Source organism: Proteus columbae (assembly GCF_002777965.1).
In the GTDB taxonomy this organism is placed as follows: domain Bacteria; phylum Pseudomonadota; class Gammaproteobacteria; order Enterobacterales; family Enterobacteriaceae; genus Proteus; species Proteus columbae.
Genome location: NZ_NGVR01000002.1, coordinates 106,557 through 126,113, shown reverse-complemented (window position 1 = coordinate 126,113; position 19,557 = coordinate 106,557). Strand labels below are relative to the sequence as shown.

The window sequence follows — 19,557 nt, the reverse complement described above, 5'->3', positions numbered from 1 at the left end:
ATTTATGTTGGCACTTTCTGTCAGGCATCCGTTTAATATTTATTATTGGCTAATAGGGATATCGTTAGTTTATATCGCCATATTAAGTTGGGTGTTACGTTCACTTTCTATGACAGAAAGTGCGCACCATATTCATCAGCAACAAGAAAATACATTATCCGTTTACCAAGTCGTATTTTCACCGCCCCAACAATCTACAGTCGTGCCTGAGCCTATTGAAAAAATTGAGCCTCAAGATACTACCATGGTTTTACCGAGTGCAGAAAAAGGGGAGTTTGTTGAAGCACCAAAGAAAACACTTGAAAAACCTAAAGAAAAACCTATCCCCATAAAACCAATCACATCAGTGAAAAAGCCAGTGGTACAAAAAAAAGTAGAGCCGATAAAACAGCGTGATTTAGAAAGCCAAATAGCGCAAACAACATCAGAAGCATCGGCAGAAAGCTTAACGCAACATACTGCAAGCTCGTTAGCAGGAAGAAGCCATGCATTAAGCGAGAAAGGAATAGGACAAGGTGAATCTGACAATCACTATATTAGTTCGCTGCGTCGAGAAATAGAGCGACATAAACGTTATCCATCACAAGCACGGCGCATGCAACATGAAGGTCAGGTAGTGGTGAGTTTTTCACTAACATCAGAAGGTGCGATTTCAAGGGTTGAGATAGAAAGTACTTCGGGTATTTCGTCTCTTGATAATGCAGCTATTGCTGCGGTTAAACGTGTAAAACCCATTGGTCCTAAACCCGAAAGCTTATTGAATCCTTTAGTTGTTTCATTAGATTTTCAATTAAATTAATGTCATAAACAAAACACCTAAGTATATTGAATGCTTAGGTGTTTTTTGTCATGAGTATTGATATGTATTGAAAATTGTAGGTTAAGCGGTTTTCGGCCATTTATTGGCAACCCAAAGCCCACTCATTTTCATCGAATAACCAAATAAAACACCAACGATTAATGAAGGGATGGTTTGAGAGAGATCCCCTTGTGCTGCAAATATTGTACATGCCCCAATAAATGTGCCGGGGATATAAGCAAGTAATGCACTTTTGGCTTGAATACACATAACAAAGGCAATAACACCTGTGACAGCATAGCCAAAAATAGAAATATCACTAAATACTTGGCTACCATAAATAATCGCCAATGCCCAAATTACGCCACTCATAATGGTAGCCATAGTAACAGCTAATCCTTTAATACCTTCTTTAGGATAAGCAAAATAGGCAGTACAACCTAAGAAGCCTGCCCAGCTTAATAAGTCAAATTGATTAGCAACAAATGCCCAAATGGCAGAAAGAATGCCTGTTGTCAGCGCAGTAAAATAAAGCGTTCTCACGATAGACTCTTAAATATAAGGGGGATATTTACCCAGTTAACTAAAAACGAAGTTTAGCATTGTTATTAGTTGATTTTCTATATTTAGATCATTAAGAAACGCAATGATATGAGAGTTAAATACTATTTTTTTTATTAAATATTTAGAAGTTAAAAAGTAATCGATTGCGCCATTCAATTTACGATTAAATATAAAAGAGTAGGATAAAGTGTTTTATATTTATTATTAATGGATTGATTGAAAACTAGTGTTTAATAATATAAAGAGTAAAAAAGAATAAGTAATTTATTTTACTTTTTTTGAAAAAGAATTTATTACCTAAGTGCAATCATACATATTCAATGTTTACCTGCTATAACCGTTAAATCTAAAATTACACGGTATAGCAGGTAATGGTGAGGTATTACTTCCCAATACAGAAACTAGAGAAAATACGACCTAATAAATCATCTGAGGTAAATTCACCAGTGATTTCACTTAATGCTTGCTGAGCCAGTCTTAACTCTTCTGCCAATAATTCACCTGATTTTGCATAAACCAATTGCTCATGGCCTTGCTGTAAATGTTCTGCTGCGGTATTTAATGCCTGTAAATGACGGCGACGCGCTAAGAAACCACCTTCAGTATTACTATTAAAACCCATCGCTTCTTTTAGGTGTGAGCGAAGTAATTCGATACCCATACCATCACGAGCAGATAAGCGGATCATCGGGTAATTACCTTGAGCCGTGATCTCGACATTCTCACCCGTTAAATCTGATTTATTACGAATAACAGTAACAGGCAAGGTATTTGGTAAACGAGCCATAAATTCAGGCCAGATATCTTCAGGTGTTGTTGCATCGGTTGTGGTGCTATCAACCATAAATAGCACTCTGTCTGCTTGCTCAATCTCTTTCCAAGCACGTTCAATACCAATGCGTTCTACTTCATCACTGGCTTCACGTAAGCCTGCCGTATCGATAATATGCAAAGGCATGCCATCAATATGAATATGTTCACGCAATACATCACGCGTTGTACCGGCAATATCCGTAACAATCGCCGCTTCTCTGCCTGCTAATGCATTCAATAAGCTTGATTTACCCGCATTAGGGCGACCTGCGATAACCACTTTCATGCCTTCGCGTAGTAAGCTGCCTTGGCGCGCTTGAGCTCGAACATCATCTAATTCTTCAATAACAGCGTTAAGCTTTCCTTCAATGATGCCATCAGAAAGAAAATCAATCTCTTCATCCGGGAAATCAATCGCAGCTTCTACATAAATACGCAGATGTGTCAGTGATTCCACCATCTCGTTAATATGAGAGGAAAATGCACCTTGCAGTGAGTTAATTGCAGAGCGAGCTGCTTGTTCTGAGCTGGCATCAATTAAATCGGCAATGGCTTCGGCTTGTGCTAAGTCGAGTTTGTCGTTTAAGAATGCGCGTTCAGAAAATTCACCAGGATTAGCAATACGCACACCGGGAATTTGTAAGATACGTTTTAGTAATAAATCTAGGATAACGGGGCCGCCATGGCCTTGTAGCTCTAGAACATCTTCACCCGTAAATGAGTTCGGATTTGGGAAGAAAAGGGCGATACCCTGATCAAGCACGGAGTTATCATCATTGCGAAAAGGCAGATAATCGGCATAACGAGGTTTAGGTAATTTACCTAAGACAGTTTGTGCCACAAGTGCCGCTTTGGGGCCAGAAACGCGTAGGATACCAACACCGCCTCTTCCCGGAGGTGTGGCCTGAGCGACGATAGTATCAGTGCTATGCATGGTGTACTCGCTTAATCAGAATAATCATATCAATATAAAAAACAGAAGGCGGTCATTGTAGACCGCCTTCGCTATTTTATGTCACTTTCCTTTGAATGTAACCAAGGAAGAGGTTTTTCCTCATGTGACCTTATTTTTTGTCTCTACTGTGTAAACCACGTTTTTCCAGACCGCGGTAAATTAACTGCTGCTGGATAATGGTCACTAAGTTACTGACGATATAGTACAGAACCAGACCTGATGGGAACCACAGGAAGAATACGGTAAACACAACCGGCATAAAGGTCATGATTTTTTGTTGCATCGGATCAGTCACTGCTGTAGGAGACAGTTTCTGAATGATGAACATTGTCACACCCATTAATAATGGCAGGATGTAGTACGGATCTTGTGCCGATAAGTCTTGGATCCATAACATGAATGGCGCATGACGTAATTCAACAGAGCCCATCAGCATGTAATACAATGCAAGGAAGATTGGCATCTGGATAATCAGTGGTAAACAGCCACCCAGAGGGTTCACTTTCTCTTGTTTGTATAACGCCATCATTTCTTGGCTCATACGTTGTTTGTCATCACCAATACGTTCACGCAGTGCAGCCAGTTTTGGTTGCAGTAAACGCATTTTCGCCATGGAAGTGTATTGCGCTTTAGTCAGCGGATACATGATACCACGAACGATAAAGGTGATCATGATGATGGAGAAGCCCCAGTTACCGATAAAGCTGTGAAGGAATTTCAGCAGTTTAAACAGTGGCTGAGAGATAAACCATAACCAACCGTAGTCTACAGATAGGTCTAAATGTGGCGCAATGGCTGACATTTCTGACTGAATTTCAGGGCCAACCCATAATGTTGAGCTGATATCAGCACTGCTATTTGGTGCAATTGTCACCGGTGCTGATTTATAACCAATCAGAGCAATAGATTTGTTTTCTAAAGTGATAGAGTAGAAGCTATTGTTCTGACTCTCTTTAGAAGGAACCCATGCTGTTGCAAAGTACTGTTGTAACATTGCAACCCAACCATTATTGGTGGTTATAGATAAGTTTTTATCTTCGATATCACCAAAGCTATATTTTTTATAGTTGGTTTCATCTGATGAGTATGCCGCACCACGATAAGTGTGTAGCGCAAAGTTGCTGCTACCTGTATCACGGCTTTCTGGCAATTTAACAGATTGTTTTAACTGACCGTAGAAGTTCATGGTCAACGTTTTATCTGTTGTATTCTCAATTTTGTAATCAATACCGATATCGTACTGACCTTTCTTCAGAATGAAGGTTTTGACGAATTTTACGCCTTCTTCATTTACGAAAGTCATCGGCACGCGCAATTCATCTTGGTTTTCACCAAGTACGAATTCGTTTTTATCAGCACTATAAACTGGGCGTGATTTCTGATCTGGACCATCTGGGCCGATTAAGCCACTTTGAGCCTGATACAGGAATTGTGGTGTAGTTTCCAGTAAACGGAAAGGTGTTGTCGAATTAAGCTCGGCGGGATAGGCTAACAAATCAGCCTCATCGATAGTACCGCCCTGAGTATTGATACGGATATCAAGTACGTCAGTTTTTACGGTAATCAATTTTGCCTGCTCATTGCTGTTACCAGTTACAGCAAGACTATCACTGCTTGGCACGTCCGCTTGTTGCGAGACCTGAGCGGTAGTGGTGGTGTTTTGTGAAACTTTATCACCCTCCCACTGCTGCCAGATCAGGAAAGAAACGAACAGCAAAGCGATGAATAGAAGATTGCGTTGCGAATCCATCGTTAATTTTCTCTGTTATCGTCGTTTTTTCTAGGTGGGACAGGATCATCACCACCTTCGTGTAAAGGGTGGCATTTTAATATGCGTTTCACTGTTAACCAACTACCTTTTATCATTCCAAACCTGCGCAATGCCTCAATTCCGTAATTAGAGCACGTAGGATTAAAACGACAACGAGGCCCCAACAGAGGACTAATCCCCAGTTGATAGCCCCTAATCAGCAAGATCAGGACTTTTGAGCCAAGCGACAATGACGACGCCATAATTTACCCAACACTTCCGTCAATTGATGGTTATCAAGTTCAGCAACCCCTTTTCTTACTAATAGCACAAAATCCATCGGCGGTAATTCATGCTGATGTAAACGAAAGTATTCACGGGCTAATCGTTTAATACGATTGCGCTCATGAGCACGTTTAACGTTTTTCTTTGCGATTGTTAGACCGATGCGGGGATGCCCCAGCTCATTCTGGCGACCCAAAATAGTAACTTCTGGTGAACTCGCACGTTGTGGTTGCTGGAAAACAAAATTGAAATGCTTGGGAGTTAACAAACGTAACTCCCTTGGAAAAGCGAGCTTAACCACGGAATGGTTAGCTTTTATTATTTCGAAGAAACGGTCAGACGAGCGCGGCCTTTCGCACGACGGCGAGCCAGAACCTGACGACCATTTTTAGTGGCCATACGAGCGCGGAAGCCGTGGTTACGGTTGCGCTTCAGTACAGACGGTTGAAAAGTGCGTTTCATGGCGATTTCTACCTACTTAATATAATTACTGATTCAGCAAATGCGTTGACAGACAGGCGTGCAATAAACAAACAAACCGGTACTTCAATCGCAGCATCAATGATGGAAAGATGCGGGATTGTAATAAAATCACTCAAATGCGTCAATGAAGATGACGCTTTAAGTACCGATTTTTGTCGTCTTTTTTAGCAAACCCGATAATCAATCCTGACTTATGCGCAACGAGTACGCTTATTAGCGGCCTAAAAAAGGTCTTAATAAGTGACTTTGTTGGTACAAGCACGCAGGGTGCAAGATTATACGGACTCATGGTGAAAGCGCAAGGATCTTTAGTGGATCAAATGAGAGATATTTGATCACTTACTATAAGAAAGGGATATTTATGCGAAGAGAAAGTTATCCCCAATTGCTATTTATAGGACGACTCAAGTACACTAGAACGCCTTTGCATATTTCATTTGGTGAATTATCGTAAATCAGCAAGCCTGTGGATAAAAACCATAAAAACTGTGCAAAAGAAAGAGGATCTTCGTTTCATTTTGCGATATGATCCCCCGTCACGATCAGAATAGCCAGTCTGCGATCGTGAGTCACGATGTAAAAAAATCGTTGTCACCAAGAGTTGTTCCTTATTAAGAATTGAAGAGGAACGGTGTTGTGCACTTTGTATTTAGGCGCACAGTGTTTAACTGCATTTTTCCTGTTTATTTTTTAGTCTTGTTTTTTTAGGGGAGTCCGCCGTGTCACTTTCGCTTTGGCAGCATTGTCTTGCCCGATTGCAGGATGAGTTACCTGCCACTGAATTTAGTATGTGGATACGTCCCTTGCAGGCAGAACTAAGCGATAATACGCTGGCGCTGTATGCACCTAATCGTTTTGTCTTAGATTGGGTGAGAGAAAAATACATTAATAATATCAACGCATTATTAGTGGATTTTTGTGGCTCTGAAGTCCCTTCTTTACGTTTTGAAGTTGGTAATAAACCAGCATCAGCACGTACTACGGAAAGTATCCCTAAAGCGGTTGTACATCCAACAGTGAATACAGCTCCAACACATAGTCAGCCTGTTCGCCCTAGTTGGGATAATCAACCTGCATCTCAACTACCTGAACTCAATTATCGTTCTAACGTTAACCCTAAACATAAGTTTGATAACTTCGTTGAAGGTAAATCAAACCAGTTAGCAAGAGCGGCAGCAAGACAAGTTGCTGATAATCCTGGTGGAGCTTATAACCCACTCTTTTTATATGGTGGAACAGGGCTTGGTAAAACGCACTTGTTACACGCTGTGGGTAACAGCATTATGGAACGTAAAGCGAATGCAAAAGTCGTGTATATGCATTCTGAACGTTTCGTACAAGATATGGTAAAAGCATTACAAAATAATGCGATAGAAGACTTTAAACGCTATTACCGTTCTGTGGATGCACTATTAATTGATGATATTCAATTTTTCGCTAATAAAGAGCGTTCACAAGAAGAATTTTTTCATACCTTTAACGCATTGTTAGAGGGTAATCAGCAAATTATTTTAACGTCAGACCGTTATCCTAAAGAGATAAATGGTGTTGAAGACAGATTAAAATCACGCTTTGGTTGGGGATTAACGGTTGCTATTGAGCCACCTGAACTTGAAACCCGAGTGGCGATTTTGATGAAAAAAGCGGATGAAAACCAAATTCAGTTACCTGACGAAGTGGCCTTTTTTATTGCTAAAAGACTTCGTTCTAACGTCCGTGAGCTTGAAGGTGCATTAAACCGAGTGATTGCTAACGCAAACTTTACAGGTCGCGCGATTACTATCGACTTTGTACGTGAAGCATTACGTGATCTGCTCGCCTTGCAGGAAAAATTAGTCACTATTGATAATATTCAAAAAACGGTTGCTGAATATTATAAAATTAAAGTCGCTGATTTGCTGTCAAAGCGGAGATCCCGATCGGTTGCCCGTCCGAGGCAAATGGCAATGGCGCTGGCGAAGGAATTAACAAACCACAGCTTGCCTGAAATCGGGGATGCCTTTGGTGGTCGTGATCATACAACAGTCCTTCATGCATGCCGAAAAATAGAGCAATTGCGTGAAGAAAGTCATGACATCAAAGAAGATTTTTCTAACTTAATCAGAACATTATCATCCTAGCGCTATGAAATTTATCATTGAACGTGAACAGCTTCTTAAGCCGCTACAACAAGTAAGTGGCCCTTTAGGTGGTCGTCCAACATTACCTATTTTAGGTAACTTATTGCTTAAGGTAACTGAAAATACCTTATCGCTAACTGGAACTGACCTTGAAATGGAGATGGTGGCAAGAGTTAATCTTAGCCAATCTCATGAAATTGGCGCCACAACTGTTCCTGCGCGTAAGTTTTTTGATATTTGGCGTGGGTTACCAGAAGGTGCTGAAATTAGTGTTGAGCTTGATGGTGATCGCCTATTAGTGCGTTCAGGTCGTAGCCGTTTCTCCTTATCAACATTACCTGCATCTGATTTTCCTAATTTAGATGACTGGCAAAGTGAAGTTGAATTTACTTTGCCTCAAGCAACATTAAAACGTCTGATTGAGTCCACTCAATTTTCAATGGCGCATCAAGATGTGCGTTATTATCTCAACGGTATGTTGTTTGAAACTGAAAATACAGAGTTACGCACAGTTGCAACAGATGGACACCGTTTAGCGGTATGTTCAATGGATATTGGACAATCTTTGCCTGGGCATTCTGTTATTGTTCCTCGTAAAGGTGTCATTGAATTGATGCGTTTACTTGATGGTGGTGGTGAAAGCTCACTGCAATTGCAAATCGGTAGTAACAATATACGTGCGCATGTGGGTGATTTTATTTTCACCTCGAAGTTGGTTGATGGTCGTTTCCCTGACTATCGTCGCGTATTACCGAAAAACCCAACGAAAACAGTGACTGCGGGTTGTGATATTCTTAAACAGGCATTTTCTCGTGCTGCAATTTTATCCAATGAAAAATTCCGTGGTGTGCGTATAAACCTCACCAACGGCCAATTGAAAATTACAGCCAATAACCCTGAACAAGAAGAAGCAGAAGAAATTGTAGATGTTCAATATCAAGGTGAAGAAATGGAGATTGGCTTTAATGTCAGTTATCTCCTTGATGTACTTAATACATTGAAATGTGAAGAAGTTAAGCTTCTGCTAACAGATGCTGTTTCAAGTGTTCAAGTGGAAAACGTAGCAAGTTCTGCGGCTGCTTATGTTGTTATGCCAATGCGTTTATAATAGTCACTAACATGATTTTATCCCGTTTATTGATCCGTCATTTTAGAAACATTGAACAGGCGGATCTGCCATTAGCGGATGGCTTTAATTTCCTTGTTGGACCTAACGGGAGTGGTAAAACAAGTATACTTGAAGCGATTTACACGTTAGGCCACGGACGCGCATTTCGTAGCTCTCAAGCTAATCGCGTGATCCAGCATGATGAAAATGAATTTATTCTTCATGGGCGCTTAAGTGGGCTAAATGAAGAGAGCCGTGGCTATGCGATTGGATTAAGTAAAGATCGCGAAGGCAATAGTACGGTTCGTATTGATGGCAGCGATGGTCATAAAATTGCAGAGTTAGCAAAATTGTTACCTATGCAATTAATAACACCTGAAGGCTTTACACTACTAAATGGTGGGCCTAAATATCGTCGTGCTTTTATTGATTGGGGTTGTTTTCATAATGAACCTCGATTTTTTGCTGCATGGTCAGATTTAAAACGTGTATTAAAACAACGTAATGCAGCACTGAGGCAAGCAACGTCTTATCGACAACTGATGCCTTGGGATAAAGAACTTATCTCATTAACAGAACAGATAAGTGAATGGCGAGCTCAATATACCGAAGATATCGCTAAAGATATTGAAGAAACGTGTCGTCTGTTTTTGCCTGAGTTTTCGTTGAAAGTTAGCTTTCAACGGGGATGGGATAAAGAAACAGATTATGGTGAGTTGCTAGCACGTCAATTTGAACGTGATAAAATGTTAGCGTATACCTCACTTGGTGCTCATAAAGCGGATTTACGTATTAGAGCAAACGGCACGCCAGTAGAAGATATGTTGTCACGAGGCCAGCTAAAGTTGTTGATGTGTGCTTTGAGGCTGGCACAAGGTGAATATTTCACTCGTAAGAATGGGCAAAGATGCCTGTATCTGCTCGATGATTTTGCTTCCGAATTAGATGCGAGTCGGCGTCAGTTGTTAGCCGAGCGTCTAAAGTCTACGCAAGCTCAAGTGTTTGTCAGTGCGATAACACAAGGGCAAGTGAAAGATATGCTAGATGTAAATAGCAGGCTATTTAGCGTAGAACGTGGCAAAATAGAGGTTAAACCATAGGAATAAAGCGAGAAACGTTGATGTCGAATACATATGACTCCTCAAGTATCAAAGTATTAAAAGGGCTGGATGCGGTGCGTAAGCGCCCGGGGATGTATATCGGGGATACAGATGATGGAACCGGTCTGCATCACATGGTCTTCGAGGTGGTCGACAACGCAATCGACGAAGCCCTCGCGGGTTTCTGTGATGAGATAATTGTCACTATCCATTCAGATAACTCCGTCTCTGTTCGAGATGATGGTCGTGGAATTCCAACCGGCATTCACCCAGAAGAGGGTGTCTCAGCGGCAGAGGTTATTATGACCGTTCTGCATGCGGGGGGTAAATTCGATGATAACTCCTATAAAGTCTCTGGTGGGCTTCATGGTGTAGGGGTTTCTGTTGTTAATGCGTTGTCTGAAAAACTTGAACTGACAATCCATCGTGATGGAAATATCCATCAACAAATTTATCGTCATGGTGTGCCTGATGATCGCTTAAAAGTGATTGGCGATACTGAAAAATCAGGGACATTTGTTCGCTTCTGGCCAAGTCTTGAAACCTTTAAAGGTGAGACTGAATTCCAGTATGAGATCCTAGCAAAACGTCTTCGTGAATTATCATTCTTAAACTCAGGTGTTTCTATCCGTTTAATTGATAAACGTGATAACCGTGAAGATCATTTTCACTATGAAGGCGGTATTAAAGCATTCGTTGAATACTTAAGCCGTAATAAAACGCCAATTCACCAAAATGTATTCTATTTCTCAACAGAAAAAGACGGTATTGGTGTTGAGATTTCGATGTTATGGAATGATGGTTTCCAAGAAAATGTTTACTGCTTTACCAATAATATTCCACAACGTGATGGCGGTACTCACTTAGTTGGTTTCCGTACGGCAATGACACGTACGTTAAACAACTATATGGATAAAGAAGGGTTTAATAAGAAATCGAAAATCAGTGCAACGGGTGATGATGCTCGTGAAGGTTTGATTGCGGTTATCTCTGTTAAAGTACCTGATCCTAAATTCTCATCACAAACAAAAGATAAACTGGTCTCTTCAGAAGTGAAAACAGCAGTAGAAACATTGATGAATGAGAAGCTGGTGGAATATCTACTCGAAAATCCAAATGATGCGAAAATTGTTGTCGGTAAAATTATTGATGCTGCTCGTGCTCGTGAAGCCGCGCGTAAAGCACGAGAGATGACACGTCGTAAAGGCGCATTAGATTTAGGTGGCTTACCGGGTAAATTAGCGGACTGTTCTGAACGTGATCCTGCTTTCTCTGAACTGTATTTAGTGGAAGGGGACTCTGCGGGTGGCTCTGCAAAACAAGGGCGTAACCGTAAAACACAGGCTATTCTTCCGTTAAAAGGTAAAATCCTCAACGTTGAGAAAGCGCGTTTTGATAAAATGTTAGCTTCTCAAGAAGTTGCAACATTAATCACTGCGTTAGGTTGTGGTATTGGTCGTGATGAATATAACCCAGATAAACTGCGTTATCACAGCATTATCATCATGACGGATGCGGACGTCGATGGTTCTCACATTCGTACTCTGCTACTGACATTCTTCTATCGTCAAATGCCAGAAATTATCGAACGTGGTCATATCTTTATTGCTCAGCCGCCACTTTACAAAGTGAAGAAAGGTAAACAAGAGCAATACATCAAAGATGATGACGCAATGGATGAGTATCTGATGTCGATCGCGCTTGATGGCGCAGCACTTTATGTGAGCGAGCACGCACCTGCAATGCACGGTGAGCAACTTGAAAAACTGGTTGTTGATTACCATGCCGCGCACAAGATTATTCGCCGTATGGAGCGTATCTATCCGCTTAGCATGTTAAACAGCTTGGTGTATCACTCAACGCTGACAGAAGATGCGTTATCTGATAAAGCTAAAGTTGAAGAGTGGATGAGTGGCTTGGTTAACCGCTTAAACGAAGCGGAAGATCAAGGCAGTACTTATAGTTACACCATTGCTCAAAACGATGAAAATCGTCTGTTCGAACCTGTGTTACGTATTCGTACTTATGGTGTGGATACAGACTACAAATTGGATTATGACTTTATCCACAGTAGCGAATATCAACGTATTACACATTTAGGTGACATTATCGGTAACCTAATTGAAGATGGTGCGTTTATTGAGCGCGGTGAGCGTCGTCAGCCAATTTCAAGCTTTGAAGAAGCACTTGAGTGGTTAACAAAAGAATCACGTCGTGGTCTTGCTGTACAGCGTTATAAAGGTCTTGGTGAAATGAACCCAGAGCAATTATGGGAAACGACTATGAACCCAGATACACGCCGTATGATGCAAGTTACCGTAAAAGATGCGATCGCAACCGATGAATTATTTACCACCTTAATGGGTGATGCGGTTGAACCACGTCGTGCCTTTATCGAAGAGAATGCGCTGAAAGCAGCAAATATTGATATCTAGTTTTAGATTAGATGAGATAAAAAAGCGGAGCTGTGAAAACGGCCCCGCTTTTTTTTAGCTACAACAATCGCGCTATCCGCGTTGTCCGGCTAAACGGCACAGCATTTCTGTCACTAAATAGCTCTTTTCAAATGAGCTAACAGGTAAAAATTCAAAACGAGAGTGGAAATTCAGTGCACCAGTGAAATAATTTGGTGTCAGTAATCCACGAGCTGAAAGGGCTGAGCCATCTGTACCGCCTCGCATTGGGATCACATTAGGTTGAATATCTAATTGTTTTAATGCTTCAAAAATCAGTTCGATAGCGGTGCGATCTTCCCCAATCGAATCACTGATATTGCTATACACATCGACAATCTTATAATCGATTTGGGCGCGAGGATGGCGAGCGCGTATTAACTCAACAGATTGTGCAATGTATTGCTTACGGGCTTCATAGCTTTTTTTATCGAAATCACGGATTGCCATTTTGATAACAGCATTATCAGGATTTGCGATTAAATCAGTAACGTAAAAATAACCTTCACGATGCTCAGTATGCTCTGGTGTATCAAAGCGGTCAAAACAGCCAATGAAATCATGAGCAACACGAATAGGGTTTAACAATACGTTTTTTGCAGACATAGGGTGTGCAGTAACACCTTTTACAGACACGTTAATTGATGCTGCATTAAAGGTTTCATACACAACTTCTCCTAATGCACAGCAATCAATGGTGTAAGCAAAATCGACGTTGAAGCGAGATAAATCCATCAGTTTAGAACCGCGTAATCCAATCTCTTCATCAGGTACAAACGCAACATAGATATCGCCACAATCAAAATCAGCATGTTGAAGTTTATCCATCAACTCCATAACAACGGTGATTGCTGCTTTATTATCAGCACCTAATACACTGGTACCATCACTGAAGATAATCTCTTCACCAATATAAGGCTCGGCTTCAGGGTGTTCTTGAGCTTTAAACCAGACATCCTTTTCTTTATTTAAGCAGAGATCTTTCCCTTCATAATGCAGTGTTTGTGGGTGAATATCAGGTGAAATTCCCACATCAACAGTATCAAGGTGGGCAACAAACCCAACTTTAGGGGCATTGGGTTTAGTACCTGGTCTCATTGCATATAAAATGGCATGAGAATCGATATAAATATCTTTTAGCCCATAAGTTTCCAACTCTTTAGCCAGTAACTTTGCTAACTCAAGTTGCCCTTGTGTACTGGGTACTACAGAAGCAGACGCATCACTTTGGCTTTCAATTGCCAGATAACGGAAGAAACGCTGTTCTAACTTTTGACCTAAGGTGTTCATTATAATGTTGTTCCTAATACAGTTGTTTTTATAAGTGCGAGTTATGATGCTGGTTGCCATGTATATCCACTGTCAAAGCCGAGAGGAATATCGAGCCCCCAGAAAATAAACAGTGTAGTTGTTAATACAATAAGCAAACCAATAGTGAAAGGGATCATCATTGAGCACAATGTACCGATACCCGCCCCTTTATAGTATTTTTGGCAATACATCAAAATCAGTGGGTAGAATGGGAACATTGGTGTACTCACATTCATTGCGGAATCACTGACACGGAATGCAGCTTGCGTTAATTCAGGTGAAATTCCGACAGCCATTAACATTGGCACTAATACCGGTGCAATAACAGCCCATTTTGATGTTGCTGAGGTGATCATGATATTTAAAATCGCAGTCAGCAAAATTACACCTAATACCGTCATACCTGAAGGCATATTAAGCGTACGCAGTAACTCTGCACCCGATAATGCTAATAAAGTCCCTAAATTTGAGTGTTGGAATGAGTAAAGGAACTGAGCCGCAAAAAAGGCAAAAACGATAAATGGGATCAGCGATTTAGTGATATTTTCCATTGCTTTGACAATATCTTTTGTGGAAGCAAAAGACTTGGTCATATAGCCATAAATTAAACCGGGTACAGAAAAGAAGATAAACAGTAAAGGCACCACAATTTGCATAATTGGAGCTTTAGGGCTGGTTAAACTGCCTTCTGGTGAACGTAATGGTGATGTTTCTGGTAATAACAGTGCAAATAAACCAATTCCCATCAGCACAACTGACCAACCTGCAAAACGGAATGCTCGTTTTTCTATTGGTGTGATTTCACCTAACTCTGCATCTTTGGTATCAATACCAGAAGAGACAGGGCAGTTTTTATTTAGCCAAGGCTCTACAATTTTTTCAGTGATATACCAACAAGTTAAAATAACGCCAAATGTTCCACCTAGGCTAAAAAAGTAGTTACATAAAACGTTAACGCTATATCCCGGAGCCATAATTTGCGCCGCTTCTTGAGTAAAGCTTTGCATGATTGGATCGATAATTGACGGTGTATAACTTGCTGTAAATCCACCCGCTAAACCTGCAAATGAGGCAGCGATACCCGCTAAAGGATGACGACCACTGGCATAGAACATCATTGCAGAGACTGGCATAAGAATAACGTAAGCGGAGTCGGAAGCTAAGTGCGCAACAATACCAACAAAAACAACCGTTGGTGTCAGCATTTTAGGGGAGATAAACGAAAGCATTTTTTTTAAAGCCGTTTTAATAAAACCGCTGCTTTCTGCAATACCAATTCCTAATGTTGCAACAATCGTTATTCCAAGTGGAGGAAAGCTAATGAAATTTTTTACCGCACTTGTCACAAATAATATGATTTCTTCATACTGAAACATATTAATAACGGCGATTTTCTCTTTAGTCACTGGGTGAAAATAATCAAAATGTACAAAAGAGAGGAAAAATGAAAATATCCAGCAGATCACTAAGGCGTAAACGAACAACATCGTAACATCAGGCATGATATTACCAATGCGCTCGACTCGGTTTAAAAAACCTTTTTTATTGGGTTGTGTTTGTGTTGTCATATTTATAATGCATCTTTTTATTAAAGTAATAAAAATCACCTTAAATAAATGACAATGCAAAGTAAATTTATTTTTAAATAATAAGTAGTTACCGTAGTTTTCACGAAAGACAGAGAAAAGGAATAATATATTAGAAATTATTATATTTAGATTTTTGTCGTCATTACTTTTCAGTTGTTAAAAAATACTTTATTTATTTTTACACTCTGTTTTGAATAAAAACAGGTGGATTATGCTGAATGATCAGCCTGAATTCTTTAGAGTTATTTTTGAAATTATTGTAAAAAATGTATTTTATAAAGAGCTATAAAATTAAAAATAAATAAAATATGAAAAATTAAAAAATAGTTTATGAGAAAAGAAAGGGCGGGAAAATAAAAAATGAAACTAATAACTATTGAGAATAAGAATATCAACCATTTCTATTTTCTAGAAGTAGTCGATATTCTAAATAATTAATATTAACGCAGAATATTCAGCATACGACGTAAAGGCTCTGCAGCACCCCATAACAGTTGGTCACCCACCGTAAAGGCTGAAATAAATTCAGGGCCCATATTCAGTTTACGAATACGGCCTACTGGTGTGCTCAATGTACCCGTGACTGCGGCGGGTGTTAATTCACGCATCGTTAATTCACGATCATTAGGAATGACTTTTACCCAATCATTGTGGCTTGCGAGCAATTGTTCAATCTCTGCAACGGGTAAATCTTTTTTCAGTTTTAAGGTGAATGCTTGGCTATGGCAACGTAACGCACCAATACGAACGCAAAGGCCATCCACAGGAATGATGTTTGAACCTGTATTTAGGATCTTGTTAGTTTCAGCTTGTCCTTTCCACTCTTCACGGCTTTGACCATTTTCTAATTGTTTATCAATCCAAGGGATCAAGCTACCCGCAAGCGGAACACCAAATTGCTCAGTTGGCATTGTACCGCTACGTGTAAAGTTAGTGACTTTTCGTTCAATATCTAAGATTGCAGAAGCTGGGTTTTCTAGCTCTTTAACCACTTGATTATGTAAAGAGCCCATCTGTGACAGTAACTCTCTCATATGGCGAGCACCAGCCCCAGAAGCCGCCTGATAAGTAGATACGCTTGCCCATTCCACTAAATTGTTAGCAAATAGACCACCTAATGACATCAGCATTAAACTGACGGTGCAGTTACCACCGACAAAGGCTTTAATACCTTTATTTAAGCTGTCTTGAATATGCTGTCCATTAACAGGATCGAGAATAATTACTGCATCATCATTCATACGCAGTGCTGATGCGGCATCAATCCAGTAACCTTGCCAACCGGCTTGGCGCAGTTTTGGATAGATTTCATTGGTGTAATCACCACCTTGGCAACTAATGATAATATCGAGTGATGCTAAGGTATCAATGTCATAAGCATCTTGCAGAGTGCTACGGTGATTACCATAAGCAGGTGCTGCTTCACCTAATTGAGATGTGGTGAAGAAAACAGGGTTTATCCCATCAAAATCACGTTCTTCAACCATTCTTTGCATTAAAACGGAGCCGACCATACCACGCCAGCCCACAAAACCAACATTTTTCATTGTAATTACCCTGTCTTTATCTGTAGGAATAGTGAGAGACCTCACACTAACCTGACAAAATATAGAGATAGGTGCAAGTTAATTTATTGATTATTTACCAAAGAATTAGAAGTGTTTCTTATAGTCTGCGTAGAGTTAACAAAAGAAAGCCACAGAACGAACAAATATCAATGAGTTGTTAAAAAAGAAAATGAACCAAACATAAAAGTGTAAGAATATTCTGCTATATCTTATTTTCTTTTTTAGGATAAATAAAAACATATTCTTATTTAAGAAAATAGAGTAAAAATAGAAAAATGTAAAATAGTGTAATATATAAGAAAAACGTATTTACTTAGAGATGACTCCAAGCTTTATACTGAAAGTCATTATTCAATAGATGATGTATTTTCATAAATAAAAATAATGATGAATGTTCTTCATTTAATCTAATTTTTATTTTACCTTAATTAAAAGGCACTAGGAGGCGAAGATGGATATATCCACATTCATTCCATTATCTACATACTACTCATATTTAAAACGGTTTGTGATCTCACCAACCACGATGGGTACTATCGCGCCTTCATCCCGTTGGTTATGTTATGAAATGTTGGATAAACTCAATTGGCAACAGGATCTTCAAGTTGCTGAGTTAGGTGCTGGTACAGGTGTTATTACTCAACAGATTTTAAAAAGAATGTCAGAAAATTCATCATTAGATGTTTTTGAAATAGAACCTAGTTTTGCGACAGAATTAGATAAAATTAATGATAGCCGATTAAGGGTTTATGCCGCATCGGCAGAAAAATTAAATAGTCATTATAATATGATTATTTCAGGGCTACCTTTTTTATCTATTCCTAAAAAAACAGGTTTAAGAGTTTTAAAACGAGTGCATAAAGAGTTATTAAAAACTCAAGGGTGTTTTGTATTATTTCAATATACAACTCGATATGAAAAAACGTTATCTCGTTATTTTCATTTAGAAAAAAAATTAGTTATGCTGAATGTTCCTCCAGCTTGGGTTTATTATTGTACGCCAAAAAATAAAATAGGGTAAATACAAAGCTTGCTCGACGTTTGTATTGTAAATAAAAATTAAGAATAGATGTTATTTATTTAGATAATGCTTGAGCAAGCAAAATAATACTCTTTTCAATTTCCATAGGATCATGAGCAGCATATCCTAATAATACGCCTTGTTTCGGATAAGTTTGAATGCAGTAACGAGATAAAGGCTGTATAGCTAATCCAATTTCTCGTGATTTTTTCACAATATATTCTTCTGTATAGTCAGCTAGTAGCCAGCAGACAATGTGGATCCCAGAGTCTGTCGGTTCAACACAGAAAACATGAGATAAATGTGTTTTTATGGCATTAGTTAATACTTGATAGCGTTCATAGCAGGCTTTTCGTATTCGCCTAACATGGCGTGCATAATGTCCTTGAGAAATAAACAGCGCTAATGTTGCTTGCTCTAAAAAGCCAGAATGTGAATCGGTGTAGTATTTAGCGGCTTTAAATGCATCAACTAAAGGTAAAGGAACCACTAAAAAGCCTAAACGAAACCCGGGATACATCATTTTTGAAAATGTACCGGCATAAATAACGCGCTGGTATTTATCTAAACCTTGTAGAGATTGAATAGGTTTAGAGTGATAGCGAAATTCGCTATTGTAGTCATCTTCGAAGATCCACACATTATTGGATGATGCCCACTCTAATAACGCAATACGGCGTGAAAGTGAGAGGGTATTACCTAAAGGAAATTGGTGTGAAGGTGTTGTAAAAACAAGTTTTGCTTCAGGACACTGCTCTATTCCTTGAGAAACATTCATTCCATCAATATCTGAACTTATTGGGTGTGATTTTATACCATAAGATGTGAAGATCCCTCGTGCGCTGTCATAACCAGGATCATCTAACCAAACGGCATCACCCTCTTTTAATAATACTCTGGTAGTGAGATTAATCGCTTGCTGTGTTCCATTTACAATAATAATTTGTTCCGGTTGGCAATAAAGGCCACGAGTTGATTGCATATATTGGCATATCATCTCTTTTAATGGTGTATAGCCTGTTGGCGAATTAAATGTTGCGAGTGCTTTTTTTGATTGTCGCCAAACTCGCCCTAATAATCTTCCCCAAAGTTCATGTGGAAAAAGATCTACACACCCAACACCAACATGAAACATCGGATTACTATTGATATTCGGTTGCGACTGTTGCCAAAACGCTTGTGCTTTTTGCATATTGGGATTTAGCGTTTCTAATGGACTTTCAATTGACGGTGAAGAAGTCGAGTGGGTTGTTTTGATCCACTTATCCGAAATAATGGCATCAGGGATTGTGCTTGCAACAAAAGTACCTGCACCGCGTCGAGTAAATAGATAACCTTCATCAATTAAACGTTCAAATCCTGCTATAACAGAATTACGAGAAATCGACATCATTTCAGCTAAAGTACGGCTTGATGGTAGACGACTACCAGATGTTAAGCGCCCATCTAAAATAGCTTTTCTAATTGCGTGATAAACCTGAGAACCAATAGGTCCTTCCTCTAAAACAAGGTTAGGGAAATACGCCGTTTTTTTCTGCTTCATAAAGTGGATCCTATAAAAACACAAAAAGTGTACCTTATTGAGAACCAAAATTAAACGTACCATGACCATGATTAAAGGCAGGTGATACCTTTTTA

At 39.5% G+C, this 19,557-nt stretch carries 16 protein-coding genes; 6 read left to right on the top strand and 10 right to left on the bottom strand.

The features are described from left to right. The first annotated feature begins 4 nt into the window (after window positions 1-4). Window positions 5-799 (top strand): energy transducer TonB, encoded by a 795-nt coding sequence (locus CBE70_RS00605; protein WP_100157786.1) that lies wholly within the window; start codon window positions 5-7, stop codon window positions 797-799. 81 nt (window positions 800-880) lie between these two features. Here the strand turns inward: CBE70_RS00605 and CBE70_RS00600 are convergent, their stop codons facing one another. The 6 genes from CBE70_RS00600 to rpmH form a co-directional block, all read right to left on the bottom strand. Further along, entirely contained in the window at window positions 881-1,342 is a 462-nt protein-coding gene (locus CBE70_RS00600; protein ID WP_088494149.1) for a DUF1097 domain-containing protein, read from the bottom strand. A gap of 403 nt (window positions 1,343-1,745) precedes the next feature. Continuing rightward, window positions 1,746-3,110 carry a tRNA uridine-5-carboxymethylaminomethyl(34) synthesis GTPase MnmE gene (gene mnmE, locus CBE70_RS00595; protein ID WP_100157785.1) on the bottom strand — a complete coding sequence of 455 codons (1,365 nt, stop codon included), beginning with the start codon at window positions 3,108-3,110 and terminating at the stop codon, window positions 1,746-1,748. A 130-nt stretch (window positions 3,111-3,240) separates the two neighbouring features. After that, window positions 3,241-4,881: a membrane protein insertase YidC gene (yidC, locus tag CBE70_RS00590; RefSeq protein ID WP_100157784.1), complete on the bottom strand. Its 1,641-nt coding sequence runs from the start codon at window positions 4,879-4,881 to the stop codon at window positions 3,241-3,243. Window positions 4,882-4,883: 2 nt separating this feature from the next. Further along, the gene (yidD, locus tag CBE70_RS00585; protein WP_072064717.1) at window positions 4,884-5,144 is read right to left on the bottom strand and encodes a membrane protein insertion efficiency factor YidD; all 261 of its coding nucleotides are present in this window, start codon (window positions 5,142-5,144) and stop codon (window positions 4,884-4,886) included. After that, window positions 5,108-5,467, bottom strand: coding sequence for a ribonuclease P protein component (rnpA, locus tag CBE70_RS00580; protein ID WP_071788569.1), 360 nt, complete (start codon window positions 5,465-5,467; stop codon window positions 5,108-5,110). The genes yidD and rnpA overlap by 37 nt, the downstream gene beginning before the upstream one ends. A 17-nt stretch (window positions 5,468-5,484) precedes the next feature. Then, window positions 5,485-5,628 (bottom strand): 50S ribosomal protein L34, encoded by a 144-nt coding sequence (rpmH, locus tag CBE70_RS00575; RefSeq protein WP_004246509.1) that lies wholly within the window; start codon window positions 5,626-5,628, stop codon window positions 5,485-5,487. A 740-nt stretch (window positions 5,629-6,368) separates the two neighbouring features. On the opposite strand from rpmH, the gene dnaA reads away from it, so the two are divergent. Genes dnaA through gyrB form a run of 4 tightly spaced genes read left to right on the top strand, consistent with a single transcriptional unit; the run spans window position 6,369 to window position 12,412 of the window. After that, on the top strand, window positions 6,369-7,769 hold the full coding sequence (gene dnaA, locus CBE70_RS00570; protein ID WP_100157783.1) for a chromosomal replication initiator protein DnaA: 1,401 nt from the start codon (window positions 6,369-6,371) through the stop codon (window positions 7,767-7,769). Window positions 7,770-7,773: 4 nt separating this feature from the next. Further along, window positions 7,774-8,877 (top strand): DNA polymerase III subunit beta, encoded by a 1,104-nt coding sequence (dnaN, locus tag CBE70_RS00565; protein WP_075673270.1) that lies wholly within the window; start codon window positions 7,774-7,776, stop codon window positions 8,875-8,877. An 11-nt stretch (window positions 8,878-8,888) separates the two neighbouring features. Next, the gene (gene recF, locus CBE70_RS00560) at window positions 8,889-9,977 is read left to right on the top strand and encodes a DNA replication/repair protein RecF (RefSeq protein ID WP_088494142.1); all 1,089 of its coding nucleotides are present in this window, start codon (window positions 8,889-8,891) and stop codon (window positions 9,975-9,977) included. Between the two features lie 20 nt (window positions 9,978-9,997). Further along, entirely contained in the window at window positions 9,998-12,412 is a 2,415-nt protein-coding gene (gene gyrB / locus CBE70_RS00555) for a DNA topoisomerase (ATP-hydrolyzing) subunit B (protein ID WP_100157782.1), read from the top strand. A 72-nt stretch (window positions 12,413-12,484) separates the two neighbouring features. On the opposite strand, the gene pepT is transcribed toward gyrB, so the two are convergent. The 3 genes from pepT to asd form a co-directional block, all read right to left on the bottom strand. Then, window positions 12,485-13,720 (bottom strand): peptidase T, encoded by a 1,236-nt coding sequence (gene pepT / locus CBE70_RS00550; protein WP_100157781.1) that lies wholly within the window; start codon window positions 13,718-13,720, stop codon window positions 12,485-12,487. Between the two features lie 41 nt (window positions 13,721-13,761). Continuing rightward, window positions 13,762-15,309 carry an AbgT family transporter gene (locus tag CBE70_RS00545; protein ID WP_100157780.1) on the bottom strand — a complete coding sequence of 516 codons (1,548 nt, stop codon included), beginning with the start codon at window positions 15,307-15,309 and terminating at the stop codon, window positions 13,762-13,764. 461 nt (window positions 15,310-15,770) lie between these two features. Next, complete coding sequence (asd, locus tag CBE70_RS00540; RefSeq protein ID WP_100157779.1) at window positions 15,771-16,877, bottom strand: aspartate-semialdehyde dehydrogenase; 1,107 nt, start codon at window positions 16,875-16,877, stop codon at window positions 15,771-15,773. 472 nt (window positions 16,878-17,349) lie between these two features. Here asd and CBE70_RS00535 point away from each other — a divergent pair, with 472 nt between their 5' ends. Beyond that, window positions 17,350-17,919 carry a class I SAM-dependent methyltransferase gene (locus tag CBE70_RS00535; protein WP_100157778.1) on the top strand — a complete coding sequence of 190 codons (570 nt, stop codon included), beginning with the start codon at window positions 17,350-17,352 and terminating at the stop codon, window positions 17,917-17,919. Window positions 17,920-17,974: 55 nt separating this feature from the next. Here the strand turns inward: CBE70_RS00535 and pdxR are convergent, their stop codons facing one another. Next, a complete protein-coding gene (pdxR, locus tag CBE70_RS00530) occupies window positions 17,975-19,462 on the bottom strand; it encodes a MocR-like pyridoxine biosynthesis transcription factor PdxR (protein ID WP_100157777.1) in 1,488 nt (495 codons plus the stop codon). Window positions 19,463-19,557: the final 95 nt, after the last annotated feature.

Excerpts from the sequence above, each read along its gene's own strand:
- mnmE (WP_100157785.1), bottom strand. The coding sequence starts at position 3,110 with ATGCATAGCACTGATACTATCGTCGCTCAGGCCACACCTCCGGGAAGA.
- gyrB (WP_100157782.1), top strand. The coding sequence starts at position 9,998 with ATGTCGAATACATATGACTCCTCAAGTATCAAAGTATTAAAAGGGCTG.
- dnaN (WP_075673270.1), top strand. The coding sequence starts at position 7,774 with ATGAAATTTATCATTGAACGTGAACAGCTTCTTAAGCCGCTACAACAA.
- pepT (WP_100157781.1), bottom strand. The coding sequence starts at position 13,720 with ATGAACACCTTAGGTCAAAAGTTAGAACAGCGTTTCTTCCGTTATCTG.
- CBE70_RS00535 (WP_100157778.1), top strand. The coding sequence starts at position 17,350 with ATGGATATATCCACATTCATTCCATTATCTACATACTACTCATATTTA.
- yidC (WP_100157784.1), bottom strand. The coding sequence starts at position 4,881 with ATGGATTCGCAACGCAATCTTCTATTCATCGCTTTGCTGTTCGTTTCT.
- rpmH (WP_004246509.1), bottom strand. The coding sequence starts at position 5,628 with ATGAAACGCACTTTTCAACCGTCTGTACTGAAGCGCAACCGTAACCAC.
- CBE70_RS00545 (WP_100157780.1), bottom strand. The coding sequence starts at position 15,309 with ATGACAACACAAACACAACCCAATAAAAAAGGTTTTTTAAACCGAGTC.
- CBE70_RS00605 (WP_100157786.1), top strand. The coding sequence starts at position 5 with ATGTTGGCACTTTCTGTCAGGCATCCGTTTAATATTTATTATTGGCTA.
- yidD (WP_072064717.1), bottom strand. The coding sequence starts at position 5,144 with ATGGCGTCGTCATTGTCGCTTGGCTCAAAAGTCCTGATCTTGCTGATT.
- pdxR (WP_100157777.1), bottom strand. The coding sequence starts at position 19,462 with ATGAAGCAGAAAAAAACGGCGTATTTCCCTAACCTTGTTTTAGAGGAA.
- asd (WP_100157779.1), bottom strand. The coding sequence starts at position 16,877 with ATGAAAAATGTTGGTTTTGTGGGCTGGCGTGGTATGGTCGGCTCCGTT.
- recF (WP_088494142.1), top strand. The coding sequence starts at position 8,889 with ATGATTTTATCCCGTTTATTGATCCGTCATTTTAGAAACATTGAACAG.